This window comes from Blattabacterium cuenoti, from assembly GCF_014252355.1.
GTDB lineage: Bacteria > Bacteroidota > Bacteroidia > Flavobacteriales > Blattabacteriaceae > Blattabacterium > Blattabacterium cuenoti_AD.
In genome coordinates, this window is the sequence record NZ_CP059217.1 from 130232 (window position 1) to 143837 (window position 13606).

Below are 13606 nucleotides of genomic sequence, written 5' to 3' on the forward strand. Positions count from 1 at the left end.
ATGAACGGAATAAAAATATTATCACCTGCAACTGTAGCTAATTTGGGTTGTGGGTTTGACATATTAGGATTATCACTACAATTTCCATTTGATGAAATTTTTTTATATAAATCTAATTATCCAGGAATTAGAATGAATAGAATATATGGATCAACATTACCACCAAATCCAAATAAAAATGTTGCGTTTGTTGCTTTACAAGCATTATTAAATAAATACAATAAAAACAACAAACAAAATGAACAAATAATAGGATTTGAATTGGAATTAATTAAAAATATTCATCCTGGAAGTGGAATTGGGTCTAGCGCAGCTAGTGCTGCTGGAGTGGTTTTTGGAGCAAATATTTTATTAGGCAATCCTTTTAATACAATGCAACTCATTCGTTTTGCAATGGAAGGAGAACGCGTAGCTAGTGGAACAGCACATGCTGATAATGTATCACCTGCTCTTTTAGGAGGAATTACATTAGTAAGAAGTTACCAACCATTAGACATTACTAAGTTGCATTGTCCAAGAGAATTATGGGTTAGCATTATACATCCTAAAATTGAAATTAAAACTTCAGATGCAAGAACTATTTTAAAACAAAAAATATTGATGACAGATGCTATACGTCAATGGGGAAATATTGGTGCATTAGTTGCTGGGTTATATCAAGAAAATTACGAATTAATTAGTAGATCTTTAGAAGATTTTATTGTAGAACCTATCAGAGCAATATTAATTCCAGCATTTTACGAATTAAAAATTCGATGCAAAGAAATAGGAGCATTAGGTGGAGGTATTTCAGGATCCGGCCCATCAGTATTTATGCTAAGTAAAGGGAATTCTACAGCAAAAAAAGTTACAGAAATGATGAATAGAGTATATGATCCTTTAAGAATAGATTATCAAACTTATACTTCTCCTATTAATAAAAAAGGAGTTCAGTGTATAAAAATTATTCAATAATATGTTGTTTTATAGTTTAAATAATAAAAAATATATAGCTTCTTTTAAAGAAGCAGTATTACAAAGTTTAGCAACAGATGGAACATTATTTTTTCCTGAACAAATTCCTTTATTAAATGACAATTTTATATCAAATATATATCAACATGATATATATACTATTGCAATGAAAGTCATTAAACCATTTGTTGGTAAAGATATACCAGATGATTTATTATATAAAATGATAATAAATACTTTTCATTTTGATATTCCACTTAAAATGATTAATGATAATATTTATGTTTTAGAATTATTTAATGGACCAACTTTAGCGTTTAAGGATATTGGAGCTAGGTTTATGTCAGAATGTTTAAATTATTTTTATAAAATCAAAAAATGTGGATTTTTAACAGTTTTAGTTGCTACTTCTGGAGATACTGGGGGTGCAGTAGCTAAAGGATTTCATAAAATTGATGGAACTGAAGTAATTATTCTATATCCATCTAAAGGAATAAGTAAGTTGCAAGAACAACAAATTAACACTTTAGGTAAAAACATTTTTTCAGTAGAAATACAAGGAAATTTTGATGATTGTCAAAATCTGGTAAAAAAAGCATTTTTAGATATTGATCTTCAAAAGATATATAATCTTACTTCTGCAAATTCAATTAATATAGCGAGATGGATTCCACAAATAGTATATTATTTTTTAGCATATAAACAAATAATAAATATCGAAAAAAATAAAAATATTATTTTTTCAGTTCCTAGTGGAAATTTTGGGAATATATTTTCAGGAATGATTGCAGAAAAAATGGGATTACCTATTAAATATTTTATTGCTTCTACTAATATTAATGACACTATTCCAAGATTTTTAAAATCTGGAACATATCACCCTTTTATATCTAAACCAACTATATCAAATGCAATGGATATATCTGATCCAAGTAATTTTGCTAGAATATGGAATTTATATAGCAAAAATATGAATAAACTAAAAAATAAATTAATAGCATATCCATTCACAGATAAAGAAACATTATCGATAATTAATATGGTTTGTACAAAATATAAATATATATTAGATCCACATGGAGCTATTGGTTATTTAGGATTACAACAATATATTAAAAATACTCAATATCATACTACTTCAGAAAGTTATATTTTTTTGGAAACGGCTCATCCTGTTAAATTTTTTGATAAAATGCCTATTAAATTACAAAAACAAATACTTGGTTTACAACCAACAAATTTTTTTAATAAAAAAATAGGAAAAAAAAATACAATATCTATTACTAAAAATTTTAATACTTTTAAAAACTGGTTAATTAAACGAAAAAATTAACCATCTATTTATTTATACAGCAACATCTCCTTTAATATGAGGATAAGGATTATAATCTTTTAATTCAAAATCTTTAAATTTAAAATCTAAAATATTTGTTTTATAAGGATTGATAATCATTTTGGGCAATTTTTTTGGTTTTCTTTGAAGCTGAATTTTAGTTTGTTCTATATGATTATTATAAATATGAGCATCTCCAATAGTATGAATTAATACTTTTGCTTTTAAATGTACAATTTGAGATATCATTATAAGTAATAAAGCATAAGACGCAATATTGAAAGGCAATCCAATAAATAAATCTGCACTTCTTTGATATAATTGTAAAGATAATTCTTCTTGATTTACGTAAAATTGAAACATAATATGACATGGAGGTAATTTCATGTATTGAATCATCCCTACATTCCAAGAAGAAACTATTATACGTCTTGATTCAGGATTAAATTTAATCATATTTATAACCTTGTCTATTTGATCAATAAATTTTCCATCATATGTTGGCCATTTTCTCCATTGAAATCCATATATTGGGCCAAGATCTCCATTTTCATTAGCCCATTTATTCCAAATAAATACTTTTTTATTATTTAAATAATTTACATTAGTTTTCCCTTTTAAAAACCATAATAATTCATAAATAATTGCTTTGATATTTAATTTTTTTGTAGTTATCAGTGGAAATCCTTTATTTAAATCAAATTTTAATTGAGGTCCAAATAAACTTTTTGTACCTATTCCGGTACGATCTACTTTTTTTGTTCCTTTTTTTAATACTTGTCTTAATAAATTTAGATACTGTTTCATTATTAAATTTTTAATTCTTGAGTATTTTTGTGATAAAAAGATAAAAAAATTAAATATGAATCAAAAGGTTCTCTTTTTTTCTACAAGAAGTGGATTACAATTATCAAAACATATAGCTTATTATTATGGTCAGTTTTTAGGAAAAATAAATTTTTTAGAATTTAGTGACGGAGAATATACACTTTCTTTTGAAGAATCAGTTCGTGGGGCTAGAGTTTTTTTAATTGGATCTACTTTTCCTCCAGTAGATAATTTAATGGAATTATTATTAATGTGTGATGCCGCCAAAAGGGCCTCTGCTCATAATATTACATTAGTAATCCCATATTTTGGATGGGCAAGACAAGATCATAAAGATAGACCTAGAACTCCCATTGCTTCTAAATTAGTTGCAAATTTAGTAGTTGCATCAGGTGCAACTAGAGTTATGACTATGGATTTACATGCAGATCAAATTCAAGGATTTTTTGATATACCAGTGGATCATTTATATGCTTCTAGAATATTTATTGAATATATAAAAAATTTGAATATGGATCAATTAACTATTGCTTCTCCTGATATGGGGGGAGCAAAAAGAGCCAGAAGTTATGCTGGGTACTTAAGAACAAATGTAGTTATTTGTTATAAAGAAAGAAAAAAAGCAAATGAAATTGAATTTATGAATTTAATTGGGGATGTAAAAGGAAAAAATATTATATTAATAGATGATATAGTAGATACTGCTGGAACTCTGACTGAAGCTGCTAATCTTATTCAACAACAAGGGGCAAAAAGTGTTAGAGCTATCGCAACACATCCTATTTTATCTGGAAATTCATATAATAAAATAAAAAACTCTTATATTAAAGAATTGGTAGTAACGGATACTATTCCCATAAATAATAACAATCCAATAGATAAAATAAAAGTATTATCTTGTGCTCCGTTATTTGCAGAGGTTATGAAATCTGTACATAATGAAGAATCTATAAGTAATAAATTTATTATATGAAATATATAAATGTATATGGTAAAAAAAGACATATAGGGAAAAAAGCATCACAATTGATTAGAAAATATGGAGATATTCCTTGCATTTTATATGGAAAAGATATAGATATTCCCATACCATTTTCAATATCTTTAAATTCTATGAACAAATTTATATATCAATCTAATATATATTATATTTTGCTAGAAATAGAAGGTGAAAAAGAAAAAATCACAGCTGTTAAAAAAGAAATTCAATTTGATCCTGTTAGTGATAACATAATACATGTAGATTTTTTTAAAATTAATGAAAATAAACCAATCATTTTAGATATTCCCATTAAATCTGTTGGAAGATCCATTGGAATTGCTAAAGGAGGAGTGTATTATTCATTAATAAGAAAATTAAAAATAAAAACTTTACCAAAATTTTGTCCAGAATATATAGAATTTGATATTAGTAATTTAGATATTGGAGATAAAATTGTAGTTAAAGATATTTATAAAAATAAAAAATATATAATTTTGCATTCTATGAATACACTGATTGCAAAAGTTAAACCAACACGTATAATTGATAATAAAGAAGAAACATTAGAAAAAAACAAAAAAGAAAGTAAATAAATATCAAAAATAATAATAATAATAAAAAGGATTTTAAATTTATGGAACTTGCACTTAAAGAAGCTATGATTGCTTTTACTAAAGATGAAGTTCCAATAGGCGCAGTTGTTACTTGTAATGATTTAGTGATTGCTAGAGCACATAATTTAACAGAAACTTTAAATGATATTACAGCACATGCAGAATTATTAGTAATTAAGTTAGCATCTAATTTTCTTAAAAAGAAATACATTAAAGAATGTACTATATATGTAACTCTTGAACCATGTATCATGTGCGCTGGTGCGTTATTTTTTTCACAAATTGGACGAGTAGTTTGTGGAGCAAAAAATGTTAAAAGAGGTTTTTTATCTACTTCTACTGGATTACAACTTCATCCCAAGACAAAATTTGTATCTGGAATTATGAAAAATGAATGTAGTTGTATTATAAAAAGTTTTTTTTTCTTTAAAAGAACTTATTAATAAAATCTATTAATTTTACAAATTTTTGACATGGATTAATAAAATAATTTATTTTTTAGTATTCAAATATTTACTTTTATTTTTGCTATTATGAGCTATTTATTTAAATTAATTAATGCTTTAGGTTGGATCCCAAATATATTATTCATAATAATTGCTATTATTTTTTTAATTTTTTGGTTATACAAAATTTTCTATTTTATTGATTAAAATGTAATGTGAATATAACAAGATATGATGCATCATAATAATAAAATGATATATTTTAATGAAGATGGATATCATAAATTATATGAATATTTACTGAATAAAAATCAACTATATTATTATGGTAAAAATTTATTCATATTAGTAGATGATTTATCTTATAAACATTGTTTTCCTATTTTAAGATCTTATATAAAGTTTTTAGATACATCTCATATTATTAAAATATCACCAGGAGAAAAAGAAAAAAATTTAAATACTTGCATTTTCATTTGGAAAAATTTTGAAAAATTTAAAGCTACTAGAAGTAGTTTATTAATTAATTTAGGAGGAGGTGTTATTACAGATATTGGAGGATTTTCTGCATCTGTCTTTAAGAGAGGAATTAGATTTATTAATATTCCTACAACATTATTGGGTATGGTTGATGCATCTATTGGAAATAAAACTGGAATCAATTTTGGATATATTAAAAATGAAATAGGAACTTTTTATCATCCTGAATTATTAATAATTGATCCTAATTTTTTAAAAACTCTTTCAAAACATGAAATAATATCAGGACAAGCAGAAATGATCAAACATGGATTAATTTTTGATAGAACTTTTTGGATAACCTTGAACAAAACATTATTATATGATAATATTATTCCTACACAAAATTTAATTTATCAATCTATTTTAATAAAAAATAAAATAGTTGAAAAAGACCCTACAGAAATTGGATTGAGAAAAATTTTAAATTTTGGACATACTATAGGACATGCATTAGAAAGTTTTTTTATGGATAATACAAATAGAAAACATTTATTACATGGAGTAGCAATAGCTATGGGTATGATTTACGAATCATGGATATCATACAAAATAAATGATTTACCTATCGATGATTATCAAGAAATAAAATATTATCTGTTAAAAAAATATTCTTTACAAAAGATAATAAATCAACTATCTAATAATGAAATAAATGATATATTATTAATTATGGAACATGATAAAAAAAATAAAAATAATAAATTTTTATTTTCATTATTAAAACAAATAGGACATTGTTCTTATGATTGTCCAGTTCCAGTTTCATTAATAAAAGAAAGTTTCTTTCAAGTTAAAACTAATAATGATTGAATAACTACTACTACTTTATTTAAAATATTGTAATTTTCTACCAAATGAAAAAAGAAAACAAATTAATATCTATTAATATTGAAGATGAAATGAAATCGTCTTACATAGATTATTCTATGTCTGTTATTGTAGCTAGAGCCCTACCAGATGTTAGAGATGGATTAAAACCTGTACATAGAAGAGTACTTTATGGAATGTATCAATTAGGAATATTTTATAATCAATCTTATAAAAAATCTGCTCGTATTGTTGGAGAAGTATTAGGAAAATATCATCCACATGGAGATATTTCTGTTTACGAAACAATGGTTAGAATGGCACAAAAATGGAATCTACGTTATCCTTTGATAGATGGACAAGGAAATTTCGGGTCAATGGATTGTGATCCCCCTGCAGCTATGCGTTATACAGAAGTTAGAATGCAACAAATAGCTGAAGAAATGTTATTAGATATCAAAAAAGAAACGGTGAATATGCAATTAAATTTTGATGATTCAATAGAAGAACCACAAGTTTTACCTACACGTATTCCTAATTTATTGATAAACGGAACATCAGGAATTGCTGTGGGTATGGCTACTAATATGCCTCCTCATAATTTAACAGAAACTATTCAAGCTATTTGTGCATATATAGATAATAGAAATATATCTATAGAAACAATTATAAAATATATTAAAGCTCCTGATTTTCCAACTGGTGGAGTTATTTATGGATATGATGGAGTAAAAAAATCCTTCTATACTGGAAAAGGACGTATAATATTACGAGCAAAGTTTCATTTTGAAGAAATAAATGGCAAAAAATGCATTATAGTAGATGAAATACCTTACCAAGTGAACAAAGCAGAAATGATCAATAGAACTGTAGAATTAATGAAAGAAGGTAATATGGAAGGTATTTCTCAAATAAGAGATGAATCAGATAGAAATGGATTAAGAATTGTTTATATATTAAAACATAATTATAATCCCAATATATTATTAAATAATTTATTTAAACATACATCTTTACAAACTTCTTTTAATGTCAATGCTATAGCATTAGTTAATGGAAAACCAGTACAATTAAATATTAAAGAAATTATTCAACATTTTGTAGATCATAGAGAAAATGTAATTATTCGTAGAACAAAATATGAATTAGAAAAAATAACTAATAGAGTACATATTTTAAAAGGGTTTATAATCATATTATCTATAAAAAATAATTTAGATCAAATGATTAAATTAATTCAAAGCGCTAAAGATCAAAATGAAGCTATTATAATATTAATGAATAAATTCAATTTATCTAAACATCAATCAAAATCTATTTTAGATATGAAATTACAAAATTTCACTTCATTAGAAATTAATAAAATTAAAATAGAATATGATCATTCAGTACAAGAAATAGATAATTTGAAAAAAATTTTGGCAATAGATTATATCAGAATGGATATAATTAAACAAGAGTTAAAAGAAATCACTAAAAAATACCACGATCAACGTCGTACCAAAATTAACTATTATGATAAAATAACAAATATAGAAGATTTAATTGAAAATGAACAAGTAGTATTAACTATTTCTCATGCTGGATATATAAAAAGAACTTCTTTATCAGAATACAAACTTCAAGGAAGAGGTGGTGTTGGAAATATAGGTGCTTTAGTTTCTAAAAAAACAGATTTTTTTAAACATATTCTTATAGCCACAAATCATCAGTATATTCTTCTTTTTACAGAAAAAGGAAAATGTTTTTGGTTAAGAGTATATGAAGTTCCAGAAGGATCTAAAGTTTCTAAAGGAAGGGCAATACAAAATATGATTAATTTAGAACAAGACGATAAGGTAAATGCTTATATATTAACTGGTGATTTAAAAAATACAAAATATATTAAAGATTATTATGTAATAATGGTAACTAAAAAAGGTATTGTTAAAAAAACTTCTTTAGAACATTATTCACGTCCTAGGAAATACGGAATTAATGCAATTGTAATACGTCCAGGTGATTCTTTATTAGAAGCTATTTTAACTCAGGGTAATAGTCATGTTTTCATTGCAGTAAAAAGTGGTAGAATTATTCGGTTTTCAGAAAAAAATATTCGTTCTACTGGACGAAATTCTTCTGGTGTAATTGGGATACATTTTAAGCATAATCAAGATTACGTTATTGGAATGATTTGTGTAAAAAACAATCAAGATAACAAACAAAAAATATGTTTGTTGGTAGTATCTGAAAAAGGATTTGGAAAAAGATCTTATATAACTGAATATCGTACTACTAATCGTGGAGGAAAAGGAATAAAAACAATTAAGATTACTTCAAAAACAGGATCTTTAATTGCAATAAAAGATGTAACAGATAAAGATAATCTTATGATTATTAAAAAATCTGGAGTCATAATCCGGATACCCATTTTGGATATTAGAATAATGGGAAGAAATACTCAAGGTGTAAAATTGATTAATTTAAAAAATCATGATTCTATAGCGGATGTAGATAAAGTTACTACGACTTAAAATAATTATATATTACTTATGTTTTTTTTTGTTGTGTTGTATTTTATCAATATCTTGAAAAATATGAATAGATTCTTCTATATAAATATCTTTTAACAATTTTTTACACAATTTTGGTTCTTTTGAATTAATAATTTTGTAATTTACGTTATTATATATGGATGACAAATGATAATTTATATAATTATTTAATTTTTGTAAATCGTTATTAATTTTTTCTATTTTTATATTTTCATTATAAAAATCTTTCCAATTTAATGAAATATATTGTTTGTTTAAAAAATATTGACTATATAAATTTAATAATTTATTATAATGATTGATTATATTAGTATATTTTTTAAAACGTTGCATACTTTTTAATTTAATTTTTTGAATATTAATTGGATATTTCCAAAAGTTGTGAGAAACTGGAGGAATACAATCCCATTTAATAGTATTATCTTGTTTTTCTTTGTTTATTTCTCTTTCTATTTCTATCATTTTTAAAGAATGATTAAATGGAATTGGAATAACAATATCTGATTTTACTCCTTTTTTTTGAGGCGAACATCCATTAACTCTATAAAATTTATTAATAGTAACTTTTAATGATCCTAGATTTTGTAAACAAAATGATTTTAAAGGGTAAAACATTTGAACAGTTCCTTTACCATATGTTTGTTTACTACCCACAATAATTCCTCTTTTATAATCTTTAATAGAAGCTGCAAGAATTTCGGATGCAGAAGCAGAAAATTCATTTGAAATAATTATTAATGGCCCTTTCCAAAGAATATTTTTTTCATAACTTTTTATAATTCGTGTTTTTCCATTAGAAAATCCTATTTGAACTATCGGAGTTTTTCCTAAAAAGTATCCAGCGATTTTAACCACATCATCTAACGATCCACCTCCATTATTTCTAATATCAAGAATTAAATGTTTGATTTTTTTTGTTTTTAGATATTTAATAATTTTTTTAATATCTCTTGCTGAAGTTCTATCATGTTTATTATCAGGATTAAAATAAAATTCCGGTAAATATATTAATCCATATTTTTTTTTATTGTTATCTAATATAATTGCATATTTTGCAAATGTGTCTTCTTTTTTAATAGTATCTCTGGTTAGTATTACTTCCTTCACCAATCCATTTTTCTTTAAAATGGTTAACTTAACTTTTGTATTTTTTTTACCTTTTATAAGACGAATAGAATTTTCTAATAACATTCCTATAATATTTTTAGATGGTGAATTAAGATTTTTAGATACTCTAATAATTTTATCACCAATTTCTATTTTTTTGCTTTTCCAAGCAGGTCCACCATGAATAATATTTACTACAGTTGCGTACCCTTTATCATCTTTCAATTCAGCCCCAATTCCATCTAGTGACCCTGATATATTAGAATCAAATTCGTCTTTTTCTTTAGTAGAAAAATAATTTGTATGAGGATCATATAATTTAGTCATTATATTGACATATTTAGAAAACCAATCTTCTACTGTTTGAATTTTTAATTTTCTGAAATATTCTTGTATATCTTCTTTTACTTTTTTTCTACTCCATTCCTCATTTTTTTGAAAAATATTTTTTATATCATTTAGTGAATAATCAATTTTTGGATTAATGGTTTCAAATATTTTAATCATAGCAAGATATTTTAAATATTTTCGCCATTTGTTTTCTAAATCATTTACATCCTTTGGATAAGAAATTTTTTCATTTTCAAATCTAAATATCTCTTTTTGTTCAAAATTAAAAGGATATTTTAATATTTTAGAGCAAAATTTATCAATTTTATTGATTTTGTTGTAAAAACATTTTATTGATACATTAAAAAATGTAGGATCTCCATTTTTCCAAAATTCATCTAATTTATCTTTATAAAAAGATAAATAGTTTAAATCTTTTTGTATAAAAAATAATTTATTATCATCTAAATTATTTAAATAATTATTATATACTTTGATTGAAAAATTATTATCAATCTTAATAGGATTAAAATGTAAGATACTTAATGTTTTGTATATGATTTGTAATATTAAGTGTTGATTGTCCTCTAGTTGTTTTTCTTTTTTATATTTGTAACAAAAATTTAATAAAATCAAACATGAACATATAATAATTATATATCTAATTTTAAAAAAATTATATTTTTTATGTAAAAATGGAATAAAATTATGTAACATAACAATGTAATCACAATTCAAATGATTTTAATCAACAATTTGTTAAATATAAAGATAACAATAATAATAAAAAATATAATGATTTTATAAAATTTTGAAAAAAAAAATATATAACGTGTCTTGTGTAGAAAAGTCTTTGACTCCAAAAGGATTTAAAGATTTTCTTGGGCAAGAGGATCTTTTATCCAATTTGAAGATTTTTATTCAAGCTGCTAAGGTAAGAAACGAAGCATTAGACCATATTTTATTTCATGGACCACCAGGGTTAGGAAAAACTACACTTGCTAATATTGTAGCTAATGAATTGGGAGTAAATATTAAAGAAGTATCTGGAGCTATTTTGGATAAACCTGGAGATTTAGCAGGAGTTCTAATCCACTTAAATTTAAATGATGTATTATTTATAGATGAAATTCATCGTCTTTCTCCTATAGTAGAGGAATATTTATATTCTGCTATGGAAAATTATAAAATAGATATTATTATAGATTCTGGATCTAAAGCAAAATCTGTTCAAATTGATTTATCACCTTTTACGTTAATAGGTGCTACTACAAGAGCTGGATTATTAACAGCTCCTATGCGTTCTCGTTTTGGAATTAATATACGTATTAATTATTACAAAAAAATATATTTAAAAAATATTATCCATAGAAGTGCCAAAATATTAAATATACCAATTACTGAAAAAGCTTCTTTTGAAATTGCTGATAGAAGTCGTGGAACACCAAGAATTGCAAATTACTTACTTCGTAGAGTTCGTGATTTTGCACAAATAAAAGGAACTGGAATTATTAATAGCAATATTTGTAATTTTAGTCTTAAAGCATTACATGTAGATAAATATGGGTTAGATGAAATGGATAATAAAATTCTTACATATATTATTGATCATTTTGAAGGAGGTCCTGTTGGAATCAAAACAATAGCAACTGCTATCAGTGAAAATTCAAATACTATTGAAGAAGTTTATGAACCTTTTTTAATTAAAGAAGGTTATTTAATAAGAACTCCTAGAGGAAGAATTGCTACAAAATTAGCTTATAGACATTTAAAAAAAACTAGATATTAAGTATTATTTTTGTTATTATTATAAATAAAAATAAATTGATTATGCCTTCAAATGTTATTGTTGGACTCCAATGGGGAGACGAGGGAAAAGGAAAAATTACTGATTTATTGTCTGAAAATTCAGATTATGTTGTTCGTTATCAAGGAGGTAATAATTCTGGACATTCTATACATATTAAAAATCATCATTTTATACTTCATCTAATACCGTCTGGAGTTATTCATCCTTTGATTAAATGTATTATTGGTCCAGGTGTTGTAGTAGATCCTAAATCTTTAATCAAAGAATTAAACAAATTGGAATCAATAGGAATAAATACTTCACAAGTGTTTTTAGCAAAAAGAGCACATGTAACTATGCCATATCATTATTTATTAGATCAATATATTGAAGAATATTTAGGGGATAAATCAATTGGAACAACTAGACGAGGAATAGGGCCAACATATGAAGATAAAATTGGAAGAATCGGAATTCGTATATTAGATTTTTTTAACTTAAAAACATTTTATAAAAAATTAAAACAAGTTCTTCATTATAAAAATCAAATTATTACAAAAATATATAAACGTGATCCTTTATCTTTTAAATTAATTTATGAAGAATATATAGAGTACTATAAAGTACTTTCTCCTAGAATTATAGATTCTGTTTATGAAATTCATAATGCATTTAAAAAAAGAAAAAAAATTATTTTTGAAGGCGCACAAGCTATGCTTTTAGATATTAATTATGGAACATATCCTTATGTCACAACTTCTTCTACATCTACAGGATCGGTATGTTCAGGAGTTGGAATTCCTCCAAATTATTTAAATAATTTTATAGGTGTAGCAAAAGCTTATTGCACTCGTGTAGGTCATGGGCCTTTTCCTACAGAAATTCAGGATACGAAAATAGCACATGTGTTAAGAAAAGTAGGCTATGAATATGGATCAACTACTAATAGAGCAAGAAGATGTGGATGGTTAGATTTATTATCTTTAAAATATTCTTGTATGATTAACGGAATTAATGGATTGGTTATTACTAAATTGGATGTTTTAAGCGAACTGGATATTATTAAAGTAGGAGTAGGATATACAATTAATGGAAAAAAATTAAAAAATTTTCCAGCAGATTTAGAAAATGTTGAAGAACAAAATATAGAATCTACATATGTAGAGTTTACTGGATGGAATCATAATATTTCGGATATTTCTGATTATGATAATTTACCTACAAATTGTAAAAAATATATTAACTTTATTGAACAATATTTAAATTTGAATATTTTATTGATTTCTGTTGGAACTGAACGAAATCAAAATATTATTAAAAATAAATCTTTATTTTTTAAGATTTTTTCATAAAAATTACT

At 24.5% G+C, this 13606-nt stretch carries 11 protein-coding genes; 9 read left to right on the plus strand and 2 right to left on the minus strand.

Features of this window, described 5'->3' with window-relative positions:
- Together H0H38_RS00640 and thrC are read left to right on the plus strand one after the other, a co-directional pair.
- Positions 1–954, plus strand: a complete 954-nt coding sequence (locus H0H38_RS00640; RefSeq protein WP_185872856.1) for a homoserine kinase — start codon at positions 1–3, stop codon at positions 952–954.
- 1 nt (position 955) lies between these two features.
- The gene (gene thrC / locus H0H38_RS00645) at positions 956–2287 is read left to right on the plus strand and encodes a threonine synthase (RefSeq protein WP_185872857.1); all 1332 of its coding nucleotides are present in this window, start codon (positions 956–958) and stop codon (positions 2285–2287) included.
- A gap of 12 nt (positions 2288–2299) precedes the next feature.
- On the opposite strand, the gene H0H38_RS00650 is transcribed toward thrC, so the two are convergent.
- Entirely contained in the window at positions 2300–3094 is a 795-nt protein-coding gene (locus tag H0H38_RS00650; RefSeq protein ID WP_185872858.1) for a thymidylate synthase, read from the minus strand.
- A 55-nt stretch (positions 3095–3149) separates the two neighbouring features.
- Here H0H38_RS00650 and H0H38_RS00655 point away from each other — a divergent pair, with 55 nt between their 5' ends.
- The 5 genes from H0H38_RS00655 (at position 3150) to gyrA (ending at position 8999) form a co-directional block, all read left to right on the plus strand.
- Positions 3150–4088, plus strand: a complete 939-nt coding sequence (locus tag H0H38_RS00655) for a ribose-phosphate diphosphokinase (RefSeq protein WP_185872859.1) — start codon at positions 3150–3152, stop codon at positions 4086–4088.
- Positions 4085–4690 (plus strand): 50S ribosomal protein L25, encoded by a 606-nt coding sequence (locus tag H0H38_RS00660; protein ID WP_185872860.1) that lies wholly within the window; start codon positions 4085–4087, stop codon positions 4688–4690. Before H0H38_RS00655 ends, H0H38_RS00660 begins: the two co-directional genes overlap by 4 nt.
- Before the next feature lie 41 nt (positions 4691–4731).
- A complete protein-coding gene (locus H0H38_RS00665; protein WP_185872861.1) occupies positions 4732–5154 on the plus strand; it encodes a nucleoside deaminase in 423 nt (140 codons plus the stop codon).
- A gap of 255 nt (positions 5155–5409) precedes the next feature.
- Positions 5410–6489, plus strand: a complete 1080-nt coding sequence (gene aroB / locus H0H38_RS00670; protein ID WP_238785415.1) for a 3-dehydroquinate synthase — start codon at positions 5410–5412, stop codon at positions 6487–6489.
- A 44-nt stretch (positions 6490–6533) separates the two neighbouring features.
- On the plus strand, positions 6534–8999 hold the full coding sequence (gene gyrA, locus H0H38_RS00675; protein ID WP_185872863.1) for a DNA gyrase subunit A: 2466 nt from the start codon (positions 6534–6536) through the stop codon (positions 8997–8999).
- Between the two features lie 12 nt (positions 9000–9011).
- On the opposite strand, the gene H0H38_RS00680 is transcribed toward gyrA, so the two are convergent.
- Positions 9012–11174 carry a carboxy terminal-processing peptidase gene (locus tag H0H38_RS00680; RefSeq protein ID WP_185872864.1) on the minus strand — a complete coding sequence of 721 codons (2163 nt, stop codon included), beginning with the start codon at positions 11172–11174 and terminating at the stop codon, positions 9012–9014.
- A 94-nt stretch (positions 11175–11268) separates the two neighbouring features.
- Here H0H38_RS00680 and ruvB point away from each other — a divergent pair, with 94 nt between their 5' ends.
- Both ruvB and H0H38_RS00690 read left to right on the plus strand, forming a co-directional pair.
- Positions 11269–12246, plus strand: a complete 978-nt coding sequence (ruvB, locus tag H0H38_RS00685) for a Holliday junction branch migration DNA helicase RuvB (protein ID WP_238785416.1) — start codon at positions 11269–11271, stop codon at positions 12244–12246.
- Positions 12247–12287: 41 nt separating this feature from the next.
- On the plus strand, positions 12288–13598 hold the full coding sequence (locus H0H38_RS00690) for an adenylosuccinate synthase (RefSeq protein ID WP_185872865.1): 1311 nt from the start codon (positions 12288–12290) through the stop codon (positions 13596–13598).
- Positions 13599–13606: the final 8 nt, after the last annotated feature.